This window comes from Rugamonas rivuli (genome assembly GCF_009380165.1).
Classification (GTDB): Bacteria; Pseudomonadota; Gammaproteobacteria; order Burkholderiales; family Burkholderiaceae_D; genus Rugamonas; species Rugamonas rivuli.
Window position 1 is genome coordinate 335,969 of the sequence record NZ_WHUF01000002.1, and the last position, 20,692, is coordinate 356,660.

The 20,692-nt window shown below is 64.1% G+C and carries 13 protein-coding genes; 11 read left to right on the forward strand and 2 right to left on the reverse strand.

The window, feature by feature from the left end; translation table 11 throughout:
- The first annotated feature begins 168 nt into the window (after positions 1 to 168).
- The gene (locus GEV01_RS06725; RefSeq protein WP_152802824.1) at positions 169 to 792 is read left to right on the forward strand and encodes a 2OG-Fe(II) oxygenase; all 624 of its coding nucleotides are present in this window, start codon (positions 169 to 171) and stop codon (positions 790 to 792) included.
- Between the two features lie 9 nt (positions 793 to 801).
- On the opposite strand, the gene GEV01_RS06730 is transcribed toward GEV01_RS06725, so the two are convergent.
- The gene (locus GEV01_RS06730) at positions 802 to 1,269 is read right to left on the reverse strand and encodes a cyanophycin metabolism-associated DUF1854 family protein (RefSeq protein ID WP_152802826.1); all 468 of its coding nucleotides are present in this window, start codon (positions 1,267 to 1,269) and stop codon (positions 802 to 804) included.
- Between the two features lie 12 nt (positions 1,270 to 1,281).
- Positions 1,282 to 3,555 (reverse strand): cyanophycin metabolism-associated ABC transporter, encoded by a 2,274-nt coding sequence (locus tag GEV01_RS06735; RefSeq protein ID WP_152802828.1) that lies wholly within the window; start codon positions 3,553 to 3,555, stop codon positions 1,282 to 1,284.
- A 261-nt stretch (positions 3,556 to 3,816) separates the two neighbouring features.
- Between GEV01_RS06735 and GEV01_RS06740 the strand changes: the two genes are divergently transcribed.
- The 10 genes from GEV01_RS06740 to GEV01_RS06785 all read left to right on the forward strand — a co-directional run bounded on the left by GEV01_RS06740 (position 3,817) and on the right by GEV01_RS06785 (position 20,636).
- Entirely contained in the window at positions 3,817 to 5,982 is a 2,166-nt protein-coding gene (locus GEV01_RS06740; RefSeq protein ID WP_152802830.1) for a cyanophycin synthetase, read from the forward strand.
- Between the two features lie 27 nt (positions 5,983 to 6,009).
- Positions 6,010 to 8,580 carry a cyanophycin synthetase gene (cphA, locus tag GEV01_RS06745; RefSeq protein WP_152802832.1) on the forward strand — a complete coding sequence of 857 codons (2,571 nt, stop codon included), beginning with the start codon at positions 6,010 to 6,012 and terminating at the stop codon, positions 8,578 to 8,580.
- Between the two features lie 155 nt (positions 8,581 to 8,735).
- The gene (locus tag GEV01_RS06750; protein WP_152803980.1) at positions 8,736 to 11,600 is read left to right on the forward strand and encodes a type VI secretion system Vgr family protein; all 2,865 of its coding nucleotides are present in this window, start codon (positions 8,736 to 8,738) and stop codon (positions 11,598 to 11,600) included.
- A gap of 7 nt (positions 11,601 to 11,607) precedes the next feature.
- Complete coding sequence (locus GEV01_RS06755) at positions 11,608 to 12,456, forward strand: DUF4123 domain-containing protein (RefSeq protein ID WP_175022967.1); 849 nt, start codon at positions 11,608 to 11,610, stop codon at positions 12,454 to 12,456.
- Between the two features lie 23 nt (positions 12,457 to 12,479).
- Entirely contained in the window at positions 12,480 to 13,127 is a 648-nt protein-coding gene (locus tag GEV01_RS06760) for a DUF3304 domain-containing protein (RefSeq protein WP_152802837.1), read from the forward strand.
- Between the two features lie 149 nt (positions 13,128 to 13,276).
- Positions 13,277 to 15,160, forward strand: coding sequence for a T6SS phospholipase effector Tle1-like catalytic domain-containing protein (locus GEV01_RS06765; protein ID WP_217428361.1), 1,884 nt, complete (start codon positions 13,277 to 13,279; stop codon positions 15,158 to 15,160).
- A gap of 25 nt (positions 15,161 to 15,185) precedes the next feature.
- Complete coding sequence (locus GEV01_RS06770; protein WP_152802841.1) at positions 15,186 to 16,160, forward strand: DUF3304 domain-containing protein; 975 nt, start codon at positions 15,186 to 15,188, stop codon at positions 16,158 to 16,160.
- Positions 16,161 to 16,269: 109 nt separating this feature from the next.
- Complete coding sequence (locus GEV01_RS06775; protein ID WP_152802843.1) at positions 16,270 to 17,730, forward strand: catalase; 1,461 nt, start codon at positions 16,270 to 16,272, stop codon at positions 17,728 to 17,730.
- Between the two features lie 118 nt (positions 17,731 to 17,848).
- Positions 17,849 to 18,919 carry a patatin-like phospholipase family protein gene (locus GEV01_RS06780; protein WP_152803982.1) on the forward strand — a complete coding sequence of 357 codons (1,071 nt, stop codon included), beginning with the start codon at positions 17,849 to 17,851 and terminating at the stop codon, positions 18,917 to 18,919.
- Positions 18,920 to 19,037: 118 nt separating this feature from the next.
- Positions 19,038 to 20,636: a sialidase family protein gene (locus GEV01_RS06785; RefSeq protein WP_152802845.1), complete on the forward strand. Its 1,599-nt coding sequence runs from the start codon at positions 19,038 to 19,040 to the stop codon at positions 20,634 to 20,636.
- The last annotated feature ends 56 nt before the right edge of the window (positions 20,637 to 20,692 follow it).

Sequence of the window (20,692 nt, forward strand, 5' to 3'; positions counted from 1 at the left end):
ATTCTCCTGAGGTGGTTCCGGGAGCTTCATTGTAGGCCTTTCAGGCCCGGACCGACGGGCGCACGAATCCATCTTGCGACTGCTTTTCGGGATCGATTTGCGCGAAATCAGCAGTGCGCCGGACCAGGCGGCATATGAGTGTTACCATGGCCGCTCACCAGGAGTCCTATGCCTACCGAACTCCCCGCCAGCGACTATGGCCTGCATCAACCGACGCTCGATGGACTGGCCTTGCATGGCTGGTCGCAACAGAACCTGTTCCTATCCCATGATCTGACGCTGGCCCTGGCCGCCGAATGCCGCGCCGGCGCCGCTGCCGGCGCATTGGCCTTGGCCGCTGTCGGCCGTGGGACCGCGCAGGCGGTGCGCGGTGACATACGCGGCGACCGCATCCTGTGGCTGGAAGCCGGCCAGTCCGCCGCCTGCGACCGCTATCTGGTGGTGATGGAAGCCTTGCGCCTCGCGCTGAACCGGGAATTCTTCCTGGGCCTGGACAGCTACGAAAGCCACTACGCGCTCTACACGCCAGGCGCCGCCTACAGCAAACACCTGGACCGCTTTCGCGACGACGATCTGCGCACCGTGTCGGTGGTGATCTACCTGAATCCCGATTGGCAATTGGAGCAGGGCGGCGCGCTGCGCCTGCATCCGCTGGATGCGCCCAGCAGCGACATCGCGCCCATGGGCAGCCGGCTGGTGCTGTTCCTGTCGGCCGATATGCCGCATGAAGTGCTGCCGGCCACGCACGACCGGCTGTCGCTGGCCGGCTGGTTCCGCCGCCGGCCGCACTGAGAGACGCGCTTACAGGAAGCGGTCGAGGATTTTCTTGCTGTGCTTATCCAGATCGCGCACGTCGCGGATCAGATAGTGGATGCCGTGGATGTCGGAGATCAGCAGCGTATCCACCGTCAACCGGCGGATGTCTTCCTCGCCGCGCAGCACGAACTCCGTGTCGCCGCGATCGGTCGCCACCGACCAGGTGCACGGCGTCGCGAAGCTGGTCACGCTGTTGATGCGCGCGATCTCCGGCATGAACTCGCGTCCCTCCAGCTCCTCGCGCACCAGCTGCCCAACGGCTGCCGGCAAATCCTCGATGCGGTCGATCCAGCCCACTTCCTTGCCGTCGGTGCTCACCAGCGCGATGCCGTCATCCGGCGCCTGCACCGGGAAGGCGCGCACCGGCGCCACGCTCTCGTGGACTTCGCCGTCGGCCGTGGTCAGTACCAGGCGGCCGAAGACGTTGCGTGTCAAATCAAAATTCGTCGTCATATTCTTGTTCTCTTATTCTTTGCTGGCGCTGTCGTCGAGATCCGTATCGACGTTGCGGGCTTGCGCCTGATACAGGCGGTAGTAGGCGCCTTCGCGCGACATCAGGTCGTCGTGCGCGCCTTCCTCCACCACCACGCCGCGGTCCAGCACCACCAGGCGGTCTGCCTTCTGCAGCGTGGACAGCCGGTGCGCGATGGCGATCGTGGTGCGGCCTTGCACCAGATTCTCCAGCGCGCGCTGGATTTCCTTCTCCGTCTCCGAGTCGACCGAGGACGTGGCCTCGTCGAGGATCAGGATCTTCGGATCGATCAGCAGCGCGCGCGCAATCGAGATGCGCTGACGCTCGCCGCCGGACAGACCCTGTCCGCGCTCGCCGACCATCGAATCGTAACCCTGCGGCAGACGCAGGATGAACTCATGCGCGTGTGCGGCGCGGGCGGCGGCGATGATCTCGGCACGCGTCGCTTCCGGTTTGCCGTAGGCCAGATTCTCGGCGATGGTGCCGAAGAACAGGAAGGGCTCCTGCAACACCAGGCCGATATTGCGGCGGTAGTCCGACACCGCGAACGAGCGGATGTCCACGCCATCAAGCATGATCGCGCCTTCCGATACATCGTAGAAGCGGCAGATCAGGTTGACCAGCGTCGACTTGCCCGAGCCCGAATGGCCCACCAGGCCGATCATCTCGCCAGCCTTGATGTCGATGGAGATGCCGCGGTTGACGGCGCGGTTCCCGTAGCGGAAGCCCACTTCGCGCAAGGTGATATTGCCATCCACCTTGGCCAGCTTGACCGGGTTCGCAGGCTCCGGCACCGACGACACGTGGTCGAGGATGTCGAAGATGCGCTTGGCGGCAGACGCCGATTTCTGCGTCACCGACACGATGCGGCTCATCGAATCCAGACGGCCGTAGAAGCGGCTGGAGTAGGCGATGAAGGCCGACAGCACACCCACCGTGATATGGCCCTTGGACACTTGATAGATGCCGAACACCCAGATCACCAACAGTCCCAGCTCCGTCAGGAACGACACGGTAGGCGAGAACAGCGACCAGATTTTATTGAGCTTGTCGTTGACGGCCAGATTGTGCTTGTTGGCGGTGCGGAAACGCGACGCTTCGCGCGACTCCTGCGCGAACGCCTTCACCACGCGGATGCCGGGGATGGTATCGGCCAGCACGTTGGTCACTTCGCCCCACACGCGGTCGATCTTTTCGAAGCCGGTGCGCAGGCGGTCGCGCACCACGTGGATCAGCCACGCGATGAACGGCAGCGGCAGCAGCGTGAACAAGGCCAGCCACGGATCGATGGAGAACAGGATCACGCCGGTCATGATGATCATCAGACAGTCCGACGCGAAGTCCAGCAAGTGCAGCGACAGGAACACGCAAATGCGGTCGCTCTCGCTGCCGATGCGCGACATCAAATCGCCGGTGCGCTTGCCGCCGAAGTATTCCAGCGACAGCCGCAGCAAGTGGTCATAGGTCTCGGTGCGCAGGTCGGCGCCGATGCGCTCCGACACCAGCGCCAGCACATAGGTCTTGCCCCAGCCCAGCACCCACGCCAGCACCGCCGACGCCACCAGGCCCGACATGTACAACGCCACCAGCGACGAATCGACCGGCGCGCCGTTTTGATAAGGGATCAGCACCTTGTCCATCAGCGGGATGGTCAGGTAGGGCGGGATCATGTGCGCGCCGGTCGACAGCAGCATCAGCGCGAAGCCGAAGCCCAGCTGCAGCTTGTACGGCCCGGCGAAGCGCCACAGGCGGAACAGCGTCCAGGTCGACGGCGGCGTGTAGACCACCTTGGTGCAGATCGGGCACTCTTCCTGTTCCGGCTCCAGCGGCGCCTTGCAGCTCGGGCACACGCTTTTTTCCTCGCGCACCACCGGCACGCCTGTTGCGTGGCTGTCGCGGTGGGCGTCGAATTGTTCGACCAGGCGGATCGCGTGCAGGTTCTGGCCCAGCGTGAAGCGCCAGGCGCCCAGCCGGCCGCCCTGGTTGACCAGCTCCAGATGGCCGACGCCGGCGTGATCGTGGTGTTTCAGCGCCAGATCCTTGGCGAAAGCCCAGCTTTGCCAGTCGCTGCGGCCCGGCGCGCGCGCCAGTACGCGCTGGTCCGTGACGAGAATTATCCCCTTGGAAAAACGAAGTTGTTCATCCAAGTCAACCTCCAGGGCACTTGCAACGTTTTCCCCTTGGGAAAGTTGTGCCTGTATCTCGGAACGCCAGCGCTCAGGAAGCTCGCTCTGGCTGGAGTCGGAGGAAAGTTGTTCTGTTGTCATCGTGCAGCGTACTCCAGTGGCGAAAAGGTGGAACAAAGGTGGAACTAGTAGGTGTTGCAGCTGATAAAAGCGCTGTATTTACGGTATTCTGTCAGTTGATACATCCTTGACAGAAATCAAGAAAAATCAGTGTTTTGTTGGCGGCAAGTATAACGCACGCGCAGGGTGGGCCAAATGCAATTTGGCGGCCAGCGGTGGTACAGAGGTTAAAATACGGCGCGGGCTGGCCACGGCTGATAACAAAGATACAAGAATAGAAACATGACCAAGAAGAAAGACATAGAAGTTCTCCGCGTCACCCATTTGCGCGGACCCAATATCTGGACCTATCGCCCGGTGATCGAGGCATGGCTGGACATTGGCGAGCTGGAGAATTTCCCCTCGAATTTGTTGCCTGGTTTGTATGAGCGCCTGACCGCCATCCTGCCCGGTTTGATCATCCACCGCTGCGGCGTGGGCGAGCACGGCGGCTTCCTGGAGCGCCTGCGCGACGGCACGTATGCCGGCCACATCCTCGAACACGTTGTGCTGGAACTGCAAAACCTGGCCGGCATGAAAACCGGCTTCGGCAAGACGCGCCAGATCGGCGAGAACACCGGCCTGTACAAGATGGCCTTCCGCACCCGCCAGGAACAGGTCGGCCGCGCCGCCCTGGCCGCCGGACGCGACCTGCTGATGGCGATGATCGAAGACCGTCCCTACGACCTGGCCGCCACCGTGATCGACTTGACCGATCTGGTCGAGTCGGTATGCCTGGGCCCGAGCACCGCCAACATTGTCGACGCCGCCACCGTGCGCAAGATTCCATCGATCCGCCTGACCGACGGCAACCTGGTGCAGCTGGGCCATGGCGCCCGCCAGCGCCGCATCTGGACCGCCGAAACCGAAGACACCAGCGCCATCGCCGAAGGCATCGCCAGCGACAAGGACTTGACCAAGTCGCTGCTGGCCTCGTGCGGCGTGCCCGTGCCTGAAGGCGAGCTCGTCACCAGCGCCGAAGCGGCCTGGGAAGCGGCGCAGGACATCGGCGTGCCGGTCGTGGTCAAGCCGTATGACGGCAACCATGGCCGCGGCGTCTCGCTCAACCTGATGACCGAAGCCGACGTCACCGCCGCCTACGCCCTGGCCGCGCGCAAGGGCGACAGCAAGAGCGTGATCGTCGAGCGCTTCATCGCCGGCAACGAACACCGCCTGCTGGTGGTGGGCAAGCGCCTGATCGCGGCCGCCGCCGGCGAATCGCTGTGGGTCACCGGCAACGGCAAATCCAACATCATCGAACTGGTCGACGACCAGATCAACACCGATCCGCGCCGTGGCACCACCGAAGATTCGCCGCTTAACGCGCTGGCGCCTGAACATGGCGCCGAGATCATCCTGGAACTGGAGCGCCAGGGCATGACCGCCTATTCCGTGCCGCAGGACGGCCAGAAAGTGCTGATCCAGCCGAACGGCAACGTCGCCTTCGACGTCACCGACAAAGTGCACCCGCAAGTGGCCGCGATGGCCACGCTGGCCGCGCGCGTGGTCGGACTGGACATCGCCGGCATCGACGTGGTGGCCGCCGACATCTCGCGTCCATTGGAAGAGCAGGGCGGCGCCATCATCGAAGTCAACGCCAGCCCTGGCCTGCTGGCCCACCTGAAGCCGGCCAGCGGCGAGCCGCGCAACGTCGGCGAAGCCATCGTCGACCACCTGTTCGCGCAGGATGAAAGCGGCCGCATGCCTATCGTCGGCATTACCGGCAAGCACGGCGCCACCATGGCCTCGCGTCTGATCGCCTGGCTGCTGCAAATCAGCGGCAAGAAGGTCGGCCTGAGCTGCGCCGACGGCCTGTTCGTCAACGGCCGCTTGCTGCCGCGCGACGGCTTCACCGACTGGGAAACCGGCGAACGCCTGCTGCTGAACAAGAACGTCGAAGCCGGCGTGTTCGAAGCCAGCGCCCGCATGATCCTGACCGAAGGCCTGGCCTACGACAAGTGCGCGGTCGGCGTGGTGACCGACGTCAGCGATTTCGAAGACGTGGCCGAGTTCCACATCGCCAGCCTCGACAAGCTGTACGGCGTGCTGCGCACCCAGGTCGACGTGATCTTGCCGAGCGGCGTGGCGGTGCTCAACGCCGCCGACGCGCAAGTGGTCGACATGGCCGACCTGTGCGACGGCGAAGTGATTTTCTACGGCGTCGACGAGCATCTGGCCGCCATCGCCCAACACCGCCAGGATGGCAAGCGCGTGGTGTTCCAGCGCGCCGACCGCATCGTGCTGGCCCAGGGCTACGACGATGCCGCCAGCCTGCCGCTGTCGCCGCTGGTGCCGCCTGAAGCCGTGCTGGCCGCGATTGCCGCCGGCTGGGCGCTGGGCCTGACGCCGGAGCTGATCGGCGCCGGCCTGCGCACCTTCGAGGCGAACCCAAAGCGAACTCATCACTGATACATCACTGAAAGCATAAGCAGATTTATGGAAGTCATCCGCACCCGCGCCCTTCGCGGCCCGAATCTTTGGAGCCACCACACGGCGGTGGAAGTGATCGTATCGTGCCCGCCCGAGGAGCAGTCGATCGCCACGCTGCCCGGCTTCGAGCAGCGCCTGCACGCGCGCTTCCCCGCCATCGGCGCCCTGCACACCACCGGCCACGACGACGCCGTGCCGCTGGCGCGCGTGCTGGAAGTGGCGGCACTGAGCCTGCAAGCGCAGGCCGGTTGCCCCGTCACCTTCAGCCGCACTACGGCCACGCTGGAAGAGGGCATCTACCAGACCGTCGTCGAGTACACCGAGGAAGCCGTCGGCCGCCTGGCGATGACGCTGGCGCACAACCTGATCAACGCCGCCCTGGCCGACACCCCGTTCGACCTGACCGGCGCCTTGAACGAACTGCGCGACCTCGATGAAGACGTGCGCCTGGGCCCAAGCACCGGCGCCATCGTCAGCGCCGCCATCGCGCGCGACATCCCGATCCGCCGCCTGACCGAAGGCAGCATGGTGATGTTCGGCTGGGGCTCGCGCCAGCGCCGCATCCAGGCCGCCGAAATGGACAGCACTAGCGCCATCGGCGAATCGATCGCCCAGGACAAGGAACTGACCAAGAAGCTGCTGCACGCGGCCGGCGTGCCGGTGCCTATCGGCCGCTCGGTCGAAGACGTGGAAGACGCCTGGGCCGCAGCGCAGGAAATCGGCCTGCCGGTGGTGGTCAAGCCGAAGGACGGCAACCAGGGCAAGGGCGTCACGGTCAACGTGATGTCGAAGGAGCACCTGGAAAAGGCCTTCAACACCGCCAAGGAATTCCGCGACAACATCATGGTCGAGCGCTATCTGCCGGGCCACGATTACCGCCTGCTCGTCATCGGCAACAAGCTGGTGGCCGCCGCGCGCCGCGATCCGCCGCAAGTGGTGGGTGATGGCGTGCACACCGTGCGCGAACTGGTCAACATCGTCAATTCCGATCCGCGCCGCGGCAGCGGCCATTCGACCTCGCTGACCAAGATCCGCTTCGACGACATTGCCCTGGCGCGCCTGGCGCTGCAGGACCTGGAAGCCGATTCGATCCCGGCCAAGGGCCAGCGCGTCATCCTGCGCAACAACGCCAACCTGTCGACCGGCGGCACCGCCACCGACGTCACCGACGACGTGCACCCGGAAGTGGCGGCGCGCGCGGTGGAAGCGGCGCAGATGATCGGCCTCGATATCTGCGGCGTCGACGTGGTCTGCGACGGCGTGCTGCAACCGATCGAGAACCAGCGCGGCGGCGTGGTGGAAGTCAACGCCGCTCCAGGCCTGCGCATGCACATCGCGCCATCGTTCGGCAAGGGCCGCGCGGTGGGCGAAGCCATCGTCAACACCATGTTCGCGCCGGGCGAGAACGGCCGCATTCCCGTGGTCGCCGTCACCGGCACCAACGGCAAGACCACCACCGTGCGCCTGATCGCCCACCTGCTGACCGCCAGCGGCCTGCGCACCGGCATGACCAATACCGACGGCGTCTACATCGAAGGCCGCCAGACCGACAGCGGCGATTGCAGCGGTCCGCGCAGCGCCCGCAACGTGCTGCTGCATCCCGACGTCGACGCAGCCGTGTTCGAAACGGCGCGCGGCGGCGTGCTGCGCGAAGGCCTGGCCTTCGACCGCTGCCAGGTTGCCGTCGTCACCAACATCGGCAGCGGCGACCACCTCGGCCTGAACTACATCACCACGGTGGAAGACCTGGCCGTGCTGAAACGCGTGATCGTGCAGAACGTGTCCGAGAGCGGCTTCGCCGTGCTGAACGCGGTCGATCCTATCGTCGCCGGCATGGCTGCGACTTGCCGTGGCAAAGTGATCTTCTTCGGCGCAGATCGTGGCCACCCGGTGATCGCCACCCACCTGGCGCAGGGCTGCCGCACCGTGTACGTGGAAGACGGCCATGTGGTGGCCGCCGAAGGCAAGGACGTTCATCGCATCGCGTTGGCGGAAGTGCCGATCACCCGCAACGGCGCCATCGGCTTCCAGGTTGAGAACGTGATGGCCTCGGTGGCCGCCGCGTGGGGCGTGGGCATCAGCTGGGACGCGATCCGCCTCGGCCTGAAAACCTTCGCCAACGATTCCGACAATGCGCCGGGCCGCTTCAACGTGTTCGACTACAAGGGCGCGACGCTGATCGCCGACTACGGCCACAATCCGGACGCCATCCTGGCGCTGGTGCAGGCGGTGGAGACCATGCCGGCCAAGCGCCGCTCGGTGGTCATCAGCGGCGCCGGCGACCGTCGCGACCAGGACATCACGCAGCAGACCGAAATCCTCGGCCGCGCCTTCGACGACGTGATCCTGTACGAAGACCAGTGCCAGCGCGGCCGCACCGACGGCGAAGTGGTGGCCTTGCTGCGTTCGGGCCTGAACGGCGCCCCGCGCACTTCGCACATCCAGGAGATCTACGGCGAGTTCCTCGCCATCGACACCGCCCTGGGCCGCCTGAAAGAGGGCGATCTGTGCCTGATCCTGGTCGACCAGGTGGAAGAAGCGCTGGCCCACATCGCCAAGCGCATCGCCGGAGCCTGAGGCTAGGTGCTCCAAGTAAAAACCGGCCTGCTGGCCGGTTTTTTTTCGTCCCGGCGCCGGTGATATTTGGTGACATTGCAATCGGACGCGGGATTCCTGCGGTCAATGGGATAATGCTAAATCAGCAATTCTATTTATACCGATTGAGCATGCAAATGACCGAAGTGCCGGAGCAGCTGCGCGCGTCGCTGGCGGGCTTCTCAAGCGAACGCCGCCTGTACGCGCTGACCGTGGACGGCGCCAACCCCGACGACCTGATGGTGGAAGCCTTCTTTGCCGACGACCCGCTGCAGGGCGTGGGCGAACGCGACATCATCGCGCTCTCACCCAGCGCCCACCTGGCCCTGGCGAGCCTGCTGGGCAAACGCGCCGTGCTGGAAGTGAGCCTGGCCGACGGCAGCCGCGCGCGCTTCAGCGGCCATGTCAGCCAGGCGGGCATGCTGGGCAGCGAAGGCGGCCTGGCGCGCTACCGCCTGCGCCTGACGCCATGGCTGTCGCGCCTGCGGCACGTGCGCAACAGCCGCGTATGGCAGGACTGCAGCGTCACCGACATCGTCGACGCGGTCCTGGGCGGCTACGCGCCGGACGCGCTGTGGCGCTGGAGCGGCGACGTCGCCGCCTTCATGGAGCAGGTGGCGCCGCGCAGCTACTGTTGCCAGTACCGCGAATCCGATCACGACTTCATCCTGCGTTTGCTCAGCGAGGAAGGCCTGGGCTGGCGCTTCGAGGACACGCCGGACGGCGCATGCATGGTGCTGTTCGCCGACAGCACGCAGGACAGCGCCGTGCCGGAGGACGCCAGCAGCGCGGCCGCCGGCGGCCTGCGCTACCACGCCGCGCGCGTCGGCGAGAGCCAGGACACGATCCAGTCGCTGCGCGCCAACCGCCGCCTGCACGCCAGCCTGATGACGGTGCTCAGCTACGACTACAAAGCCAAGAAATCGACCGCCGCCAGCGCCCCGACCCGCCTGCCGGCCGGCGGTGGCAAGGCGCCGATGGTCGAGAGCTACGACCACCCCGGCCAGTATTTCTACACCGACGCCGCGCAGGCGGAGCGCTACGCCGGCCTGCAGATGCAAGCGCACGAGGCGGACGGCCGCCTGTGGCAGGCCCGCTCGACCGTGCGCACGCTGCGTGCCGGCACCCGCTTCGCGCTGACGCAAGGCCCGCTGGCCGGCGGTGGTGACACCCCGGCCTACGTGGTGCTGCGCGTGTTCAGCGTCGGCATCAACAACCTGCCGGCACCGGCGCGGCAAGGCCTGGCCGAGTTGTTCGGCCCGATTCCCGAATTGCTGGAGGAGGTCGCCGTCGAACGCTCTGCGCAGCTGCCGGACGAATTCGCGCTGGCGCTGCAGCAGGCGCGCGACAGCGGCTACGCCAACTGCTTCGAAGCGCTGCCGGCCGAACTGCCATGGCGGCCGATGGCCAACGGCCGCTCCGCGCGCCACCACGCCAAACCGACCGCGCGCGGCAGCCAGAGCGCCATCGTGATCGGCGCCGACGGCGGCGACCAGCCCAACGGCGCCGACGAACTGTATTGCGATGCGCTCGGCCGCGTGCGCATCCGCTATCACTGGCAGGACGACGCCAACGCCACCTGCTGGGTGCGCGTGGCGCAGCGTTCGGCCGGCGGCGGCATGGGCAGCCAGTTCCTGCCGCGCATAGGCCAGGAAGTGCTGGTGCAGTTCATCGAGAACGATATTGACCGCCCCATCATCATCGGCGCGTTGTACAACGGCCAGGGCGAGGGCGGCGTGCCGCACACGCCGGGCGGCGAACCAGGTGGTGACAGCGCCGGTGTGTTCGATCCCGCGCACGACCATGGCGTATCGGCGCAGGGCAATCTGGCCGGCGGCAACAGCCCGCCATGGCACGGCGCTTCGGGCGACAGCGCCGGCCACCGCAACGGCGCGGCCCAGTGGGGCATGCGCAGTAAGGAGTTCGGCGGCGCGGGCTACAACCAGCTGCTGTTCGACGACACCGACGCGCATGGACGCGTGCAGCTGCGCTCCACGCACGCCGCCACTGAACTGACGCTGGGCCACCTGATCCACAGCGCCGACAACTATCGCGGCAGCCTGCGCGGACAAGGCGCCGAACTGCGCACCGATGCCTATGGCGTGGTGCGCGGCGGCGCGGGCCTGCTGGTCACGAGCTACCAGGTCAGCCACAACCTCGCTGAGCGCGAACCGATGGGCGACAACACGTCCGGCATCGCGCTGATGAAGCAGGCGGTCAAGCTGAGCGAGACCTTCAGCGACGCGGCCAAGACGCATGAAGCCGTGGCCTACGCCGGCCACCTCGGCGGCGGCAAGGCCAATGCCAGCGTGCTTGATGAGAAGTCTGCGCCGCTCAAGGCGATGCTGGCGGCGGTGTCCGGCATGGTCGGCGACGCCAGCCTGGATGCGGCGCAGGCCGATGCAGCGGGCAAGGACAGCAGCCCCGGCGACGGCAAACTGCCGCACAGCAGTTCGGCCATCATCGCCGTCTCCGCCAAGAACGGCCTGGGCGTGACGGCCGGGCAGGGCCTGCAATTGGCCAACGGCGAAACGCTGACGCTGATGAGTGGCGGCGACAGCCAGTACGCCTCGGGCGGCCAGCTCCGCCTGCACAGCGGCCAGGCCATCGGCGTGCTGGGCGGCGCGGTCAAGGCGGGCGAGCAGGGCGTCGGCGTGCAACTGATCGCGGCCAAGGACGCCGTCGACATCCAGGCGCAGGCCGATGAGTTGAAAGTGCAGGCGCGCGACGATATCAACCTGGCCAGCGCCAATGCCTATGTCGACTGGGCCGCGGCCAAGCGCATCAGCCTGTCGACGGCGGGCGGCGCCAACATCACCATTGACGGCGGCAATATCACCGTGCAGTGTCCCGGCAAGATCACCATCCATGCCGGCACCAAGAATTTCGCCGGGCCGGAGAAGCTCGGCTATGCGCTGCCGCCGCTGCCGCGTTCGATCTGCAAGAAATGCAAGCGCAGCGCCGCCAAATCCGGTTCGCCGTTCTCGCTGGTGGAAGGTTGAGGATGCCATGCTGATCAATCGTCATCCCGTCGGGTGGAAAGACGCGCTGCACGCCAGCCTGCAAGGCTGCGAAGAAAATGTCTACGCGCTGGTGGACGGTGTGCACAACGAGTTGTTCTATCCAAAATTGAAGAAGACCGAAGGCTTCCGCTATCTGTCGCTGTACGCCACGGCACCGGCGGCCGACGAGGAAACGCTGGGGCTGGCGCCGATACTGGTGCAGTACAGCGGCGCGCAGCGCAAGCGGTGGGATGCGTTGATCGAGCTCACCGACGGCAAGCCCGCGCTCAGCATCATCGTTACGCCGGAGTCGATCGAGCAATTGGCGGCGCGGCTGCTCCCGTGGTGCGTGGTCGATGCCGACGGCTACACGCTGGCGCTGTCGTTCGCCGACACGCGCATCCTGCCAGTATTGGCGGACGCGCTGACGCCGCAGCAGCGCAGCCAGTTCCTCGGCCCCGCGCTGCGGTGGCGCTATACGGGCCGCGATGCAAGCTGGGTGGAGCTGCCGCTACCGCTTGAGCAAGCTTTGCCGCCGGCGGACAAAGTACAGCTGTCGGCGCAGCAGGTAGCGGCGCTGATGGCTGCGTCCGAGGCCGACAGCATCGCCTTCCAGTTCGCGCAGTACATCAGCAAACCGCTGGCCGCGTACACGGCTTATGATGCGCATGCGATGATCCGTCAGTGGCTGCAGGTGGCGGACCGAGTCCTGATCGAAGGCAATCAGGATCGCTTTGCACTGTGCGAATTTGGTATTGAACGGCCCGAACTGCTGAAAGACCAACGGTACCTGGCTTTGCTGGAACACGGCTCGGGCCCCCGCACACTGGATGAAACCCGCGCATTGCTGTCATAGCAGATGGAATCGAATACAAAATCATGAATCTGAAAACTACCTTCCGACTTGTTCTCCTGTTCGCAGGAGTGTCCACGCTGCTCGCAGGATGCGCGCATGCACAACCTGCGCCACCAAAAAACCTGGGTGTCGCCGTTCGCTCGATCAATTACTCCGGCAAGGAGGTCGTGCTGATGGTGATCGATCCGAAGGACAAGAAAAATGGCGGTGGCGGCGACGCGTTGAATCCCTACAGCACGGGCGGAACAATTTGTTGTTACTCCATTCCAGCGGAATGGCATCCGGGCTTGCAAGTGATTGTGAAGTACAACCTCTATCCCGACCCGACATGGCATGAGCAATTGGTCGACATACCGCCTTATCCAGAAGGCATCGCCGGCGAGATTTGGCTCGCCATGCACGAGGATGGTCGCGCAGAGGCCGTCGTGTCGCATTTCGACCCGACGCGGCCGGAATGGCCGGGGCGAGTAAAGGGAAGGCCAGTGCAGTCCGTCGAGTATGCGCTGCGAGTCAAAAGAGACAAACTGGCAAACAAAAAAAGTATGCTGGAATCGATGGAGAAGGGCCTTAAAGATGGCTCGGAACGGACCCAGGAACAGATCGATAGATTGCAATCATCAATTAAGTATATGAAAGAACAGATTCGTCAGATGGAAGAGGGCCGTCCATGACTGCAAAGTTAGGTGTAAGTATCTTGCCAAGCAATGCTGATCCAGCATCGGCTGGCTTGTTTTTTCTCCCTGATGAAGTGGGAACCATTGCGGACATAGATAAAGCTAGAGAATGTCCGCAAGTAGGGGCGTACCCACCGCCGTGTGGCGTGAAATTGCGTTTTGGCTTCTTTTTTGACGGGACAAATAATAACCTTCAGCGAGACTTCCCGACGTCCAACCACAGTAATGTGGCTAGGCTCTACTTGGCTTTTCCTGGTGACGATGGTGTCGAGCCATGGCCCAAGGACCAGACTTTTCCTCATTATTTTCGCACTTATATCCCTGGCGTCGGGACAAAGTTTGAACCGGTTGCCGATACCGGCGAAGGCGATATGAAGAAGGATGGCCTCGCGTTTGCCAAGCGCGGGCAAAACCGGATTATCTGGGCCTTGGTGGAGGCGATTAATCACGTTCATCAATACTACCTCGGCACCAGCCTGGTCAGCGCCGCCGCGTTTTTGAGCGAATACAATACGCTCGATCTCCCCAGCTTCGGCGCCACCAAAGGCGGCTGGTTTAATCTCAGTCGCGGCGAGGTGGACAAATTGACGGCCGCGTTCACCAAAACCTTGAGTGAGCTGCATACAAAACTCGCGGTCTATTTGCCGATCGGCGAAGGCCAGAAGAAGGACAAGGGAGTCGTCGAGCATCTCTACTATTCGATCTTCGGCTTCTCGCGCGGCGCGGCGGAAGCGCGCGTGTTCGCCAACTGGTTCCTCTGGCTATGCAGGCTCGACGCCAAGCTGACGAAAAAGCCGGGGCCGACGCTGGGTTCGATCCCGGTCACGTTCGATTTCATGGGGCTGTTCGACACCGTCGCCTCGGTCGGACTCGCATCGTCCGCACCAGTGTTCGGAGCCCACGGCCACTACGGTTGGGCGGACGCCACGGATTCGCTGAAGGTGCCTGAGGTTCCTCCCACCAAGTGCCTGCATCTGGTCTCGGCGCACGAGATCCGCCGCTCGTTCCCGCTCGACTCCATCATGAGCGGGAACACGTCTCCGGCTAACTGCACCGAGATCGTCATGCCGGGCGTGCACTCGGATGTGGGCGGCGGCTATTTCCCCAAAGAGCAGGGCCGTGGCAAGGACGCGCAAGGAGAGGATATGCTGTCGCGCATCCCCTTGTCGATGATGTACCGCGAAGCACGTTTGGCCGGCGTGCCGTTGAAGCTGGAAGACGCGCCGGAAACGGTCAAGCGCGGATTCCGCGTCAGTCCCAAACTGATCGAAACTTTTAATGCTTTCGTGACTGCCAGCGGGAGCACCGCTAAAGCTCCACCACAGCCGCTGCACGAGATCATGGCGAAGCAGCACCAGTTGTACATCCAGTGGCGAAAGAAAATGATCGGCAATATGAAGGCCTTGCAGAGCGTGATCGACAGCGACAGCTGCGACCGCGAAGACATCCTTGCCGCCGATAAGGAACTGGCCGAGGAAGTGGAGAAGTTCGGTGAGTGGCGTGCCTGGAAGCAGGGCATGAAGACCGACAGCCAAACGCAAACGCCATTCAGCTACCCGGAATGGTCGACCATCGAAACCTACTGGGATCAGCCTGCGCCGCCTGCCGCCATCACGGATTTGTTCGACAACTACGTGCACGATTCGCGCGCCTGGTTCAAACCGTTCGGCAAGAACTCGGAGGATGTTCTGGAAGGGATGGAGCAATTGGCGATGCACGAAGAGAAGATCCTGGAATGGGAGCGCAACCCGGTGGGACCCAAGCCGGAGCCATTGACCAAGGCGGAATTTGACGCGGTTACTAAATACAAGCCTTATCGCAATACCGCACAGGCCTGTGCTGCGGCTGGTTTCGTTTCGAAAGGCCGCGAGGGCGTCGGCTTGAGCGGCGGATTTTTGCGCTATCGAAAAATCTATATGGGCAACGACCGATTCAAGCCTGAAGGCGCTGTCTATGCGCAGGCCAAGCCGGCGACCAGCAATTCTCCTGTCGCCAGGGTTGATGCGGACGTCGTCGACCAAAACGCATAAGGGCTCAGCCCGAGGAGCGCACTGCTTGAAAACCATGTTTGCCAAACGCCTTGCCCTGATGAGCTTTGCACTGCCGGCGCTGGCTGCTGCGGCTGACCCGGACGTATTCTCCGGCATCTATTCCGTCACCGATCCGGTCACAGGCATCGAAGTCGATGTGCTGAAAATCCGTCAGTACTCGGACGGCTACGGTGTCTTTTTTTACCTGTCGGGGGAAGCACCGCGCGGTTCGGTGAGGGCAACGGAGGCAGCCGCTCCAGGCCGTATTCCGGCTGCATTCCCCACGGATCCGAATGTCCGCACCTTGTCGGTGCCGGATGTTGGCAGCCTGTACTACGCCCCCGGCGGCGCCTATTCTCCCGTAGGGCGCTCGGACACCGGCTATATGTCGCAGATGGATGGACTCGATATGTATGCGCTGAAGCGGCGGCCGTTGCCCAAGGCGCGTGAGCGCGGTGTCAACGGCATTCATGCATACACGCCGTCGGCAGACGAAGGAGAAGTCTCCGTCCGCGCCTTGAATTACTCCCCGAGCGCTTTCCAGCTTGGCATCAGCTCCGCTGCGAACAGCAAGAATGCCGTCGATACCGATCCGCTGAATCCCTACATGGCTAGCGCGCTCAATTGCTGCTTCTACCTGCCCGGGAAATGGAGCCCGTCCCTGCAAGTGAACATCGAGCTGCTCGCGCCGGATGGCAAGCTGAAAACCGTGCCTGTTGCCGTCCCTCGGTATGAGAGTCCGCAAGACTTGGACGTGGCGGTGAGTCGGGATGGCCGCGTTGAGATCCTCTTTCTACGAGACTCCGTGACGCAGCCATTACCAAAGCCTCCGGAAGCGGAAAGCACCATCGCGAAAGCCGCGGAATGGAAGCGCCGGCAATTGTTCCTTGATGACTTGACCAAGCGGCTGCCTGGGTTGCCTGAGGATGTCCAACGGAGCTACCGGGAAGAGATTGCGTCCCGCAGCAGCGCCCTGCGGGATGCCAAGCTCGGCAAGTAAAACACCGTTAATAGTGTTTAGCTATTGATTCAATAAAATTAATTGGCTTTGTGTTTTTGGCTGTGCTCCTTAGAATGATTTCACTATCAATCTTCAAGGAGTCATAGCAATGAGCCAGCCACCGATCACCACCGCCTCGGGCATCCCGGTCGCCGACAACCAGAACTCCGCCAGCGCCGGCCCGCGCGGCCCGCTGCTGCTGCAAGACTTCCACCTGATCGAAAAACTGCAGCACTTCAACCGCGAGCGCATCCCTGAGCGCGTGGTCCACGCCAAGGGTTCGGGCGCTTACGGCACCTTCACCGTCACCCACGACATCACCAAGTACACCAAAGCCAAACTGTTCTCCGCGATCGGCAAGAAGACCGACACCTTCGTGCGCTTCTCCACCGTCGGCGGCGAGAAGGGCAGCGCCGACACCGAACGCGATCCGCGCGGCTTCGCCATGCGCTTCTACACAGAGGAAGGCAACTGGGACCTGGTCGGCAACAACACGCCGATGTTCTTCATCAAGGACGGCATCAAGTTCCCCGACTTCATCCACACCCAGAAACGCGACCCGCAGACCAACCTCAAATCGCCGACCATGATGTTCGACTTCTGGAGCAAGACCCCGGAAAGCCTGCACCAGGTCACGATGCTGTTCTCCGACCGCGGCACGCCGGACGGCTACCGCCACATGGACGGCTTCGGCAGCCACACCTTCAGCCTGATCAACGAGGCCGGTGAGCGCGTCTACGTCAAATGGCACTTGAAGACCAGGCAGGGCATCAAGAACCTGCCCGCCGCCGAAGCCACCCGCATCGCCGGCACCGACCCGGACTACGCGCAGCGCGACCTGTTCGGCGCCATCGCTGCCGGCGACTTCCCGCAGTGGGACGTCAAGCTGCAAGTGGCCACCGAGGCCGAACTGGCCGCGTGGGAAGCGCGCACCGGCTGGAATCCGTTCGACCTGACCAAGGTCTGGCCGCACAAGGATTTCCCGCTGATCCCGGTCGGCGTATTCGAGCTGAACCGCAACCCGCTCAACTACCACGCCGAAGTGGAGCAGGCCGCGCTGTCGCCATCGAACGTGGTGCCGGGCATGGGCTACTCGCCGGACAAGATGCTGCAAGCACGCCTGTTCGCCTACCACGACGCCCAGCTGTACCGCGTCGGCACCAACCACCAGCACCTGCCGGTGAACGCGCCGCGCTGCCCCTTCCACAACCAGCAGCGCGACGGCGCCATGGCCATCGCCAACGGCGGCGCGGCGCAGAACTACGCGGCCACCGAAGCGGGCGGCAGCAACCCGCAAGGCCTGGGCCACGGCGAACCGGCGCTGGCGCTGCAAGGCGGCGCAGCCCGCTACGACGGCCGCGGCCAGGAAGACGATTACACGCAAGCCGGTAATCTGTTCCGCCTGATGCCGGCGCAGGAGCAGCAGAACCTGTTCGACAACATCGCCGGTCCGCTGAGCCAGGTGAGCGCCGAGATCATCGCCCGCCAGCTGGGCCACTTCGACCAGGCCGACCCGGCCTACGGCGCCGGCGTGCGCGCCGCACTGGCCGCGCGCGGAGTGGTGGCCTAAACAGAAGCTGCGGACTGCGCGCAATTGCACTACAATCGGATGGTGCAGTGCAGCGTAGTCCGCATCCTTCCGGAGGTCACACTTGAATCGCAAACCCGCTCCACTCGCGTCGCCTTCGATGCCGGGACAAGTCGTGCTGGCGCTGCAAGGCGGCGGCGCGTTGGGCGCCTACCAGGTGGGCGTCTACCAGGCCATGCACGAAGCCGGCGTCGAGCCGGACTGGGTGATCGGTACTTCCATCGGCGCCATCAACGGCGCCATCATCGCCGGCAACGAGCCGCGCTACCGCATGGACCGGCTGCGCCAGTTCTGGCACCGCATGGAGCAGAACGCGCTGGGCTTTTCCGCCATGCCGCGCGCTCTGGCCAACGCCGTCACGGTGGGGCAGGGCATACCGGCCTTCTTCGAACCCAATCTCTCTTCATGGTGGAATCCCGATGCGCGGGTCGGCGTCGAACACGCGTCCTTCTACCAGACCACGCCGCTGCGCACCACGCTCGATACGCTGGTCGATTTCGACTACATCAACGCCCGCCATACGCGCCTGACGGTGGGCGCGGTCAACGCCCGCAACGGCGACATGCGCTACTTCGACAGCCGCACGGAGGCGCTGAACGCTTCGCATGTGATGGCGTCCGGCGCGCTGCCGCCGGCCTTTCCCGCCGTGCGCATCGATGGCCAGCCTTACTGGGACGGCGGCATCTATTCCAACACGCCGATCGAAGCGGTGCTGGACGACGAGCCGCGCCGCAGCTCGGTGATCTTCTCGGTGCAGGTGTGGAACCCCGACGGCAGCGAACCGCAAAGCATGTTGCAGGTGCTGGACAAGCACAAGGAAATCCAATACGCCAGCCGCGCCAGCAACATCGAGCAGCAGCGCAAGCTGCACCGGCTGCGCCATGTGATCCGCCAGTTGACGCTGCACCTGTCGGACGAAGCGGCGATGACGCCGGAAGTGCGCGAGCTGGCCGCGTGGGGCTGCGGCACCACCATGCACGTGCTGTCGCTGAAGGCGCCGCGCGTCGGCAACGAGGACCACACCAAGGACATCGACTTCAGCGCCGCCGGCATCCGCGCCCGCTGGCACGCGGGCTACGAAGACACCAAGCGCTTCATCGAGATGCGGCCGTGGGACCGCGAGATCGACCCCATCGAGGGAATAGCGATCCACGAGCTGCCGCAGCGCTAGGTCGCCTCGACGATCTGGCCGATCCCGCCGCTGCCGGTAGCGTGGACGGAAAACAATTCTTGCAAGAAACTAAATATATTGCTTATAATTGTTTCCCTTGGTAAATATTTATAAGCCCATGAATTCTCTCTTTCTTTGTTTGACGGCCAGGCGGCTGGCCGCTGCGGTCATAGGCGTCGCCGCGTTGCAGCTCGGCGGCTGCGCCGTCAATACCTCGGTGGCCGATCCCTTGAAGTTGACCGCGCAATCGACGGATCTGCCGGTAGCCGTCAGCATCACGGCCAATACCGACGAGATTTCCGGCTTCAATACCATCAAGCTGCGCCGCATGGCGGAGGGGGAGAAGCCCGGGGGCGTGAAATTGCTGGCCGAGCATCTGGTCATGCGGCGCGTTGCGCCCGGCATGGCGCGCGACACCTCGCTGTTCATCGGCGCGCTGCAGCCCGGCGAATACGAGTTCGTCGAATTGATCGATACGTCCTCGAACAAGTTATTGCGGGTTTATTCGTCCGGCATGGTGGGGACCTTCAAAGTCGAATCCGGCAAGGCGACGGATCTGGGGCGCCTGATCGTGACGCGCGCGAACTTCAGCGTGGATTTCGGCCGCAGCGCCCATGACGTCTCCAATGCCGAACTGATCAACCGCTTCGCGCCCGAGTACAGCAAGATGTTCGGCGCCGGCGCCAGCCCGGGCTGGAGCGGTCCGCGTAGTGAACGGGACAAGGTCGAAGAGTTTGCGCGCGCGCACCCGTTCGGCGCCCAATGCGCCGCCGAATTGCCCGATGGCCGAGTCGCCGCCGCCAGCCGCATGGGCGCAGTCCTGCTGCGTTCGAAGCAGGGCCGCTGGAGCACGCTGAACGCCCAGCAAACGGAAACGCTGTCGTGCGTATTGCCGGTGACGCTGCCGGATGCCGAACTGATCGCGGTGGGCGAGTTCAGCACCTTGCTGCGCAAAGCCCCCGGCAGCGACAGCCTGGTGCCCATCGACGCAGGCAATCTGCCGCCCGGGAATCTGCTGCGCATTGGCGGCAACCCCAAGGACGGCTGGTATCTGATGCATTGGAAAGGCCGGGACCTGACCATCTTCCGCGCGCGCCAGCTGGAAGGCGGCGATTGGCAGGCGGTGCACAAGGTCGTGCTGCCCGGCTCCCTGTCGCGCAGCGATGCGGTCTTCTGGCCATGGCACGATGCGCGCGGCATGGGCTTTTCGCTGCCGGACGGCCGCATGGGCCAGCTTGATTACGACACCGGAAAATGGATAGAGCGCAAACCGCCGGGCAAGGCAAAACTGGCCGCCTTCCTGCATGCGCATGACGGCACGGAGAGTATTCTGGTGGCAGCCGGATTGCTGGGCAAGTTCCCCGACCCCTATTTCTCCCGCGACCGCGGGCAGAGCTGGACGCTGATGGTGTCGCCGCTTAAAGTCCTGGTGTCGCCGGTGATTCCCCTGAACGATGGGCGGATGCTGATGACCGGCCAGGTGTACGGCAAACGCGAGCTGCTGGCCAGCAGCGACGACGGCAAGACCTGGGCTTCCTATGCCGATTACAATTTCTCCGGCGGGCCGGCGATGCTGCCTTCGGGCCTGATGCTCGACATCCAAAGTTCGCACCAGGGCGTCGTCACCATCCGCAGTTCCGCGGACAGCGGCAAGACCTGGCTGCAGGAGTATTCGACATTTGACCTGGACTCCGTGCTGAAGCAGCTCGCAAAATAAGGCGGCGCGCCTTGGGCTGCCGGCGCGGCTGGTAAAATAGCGTCATCGGCATTCAC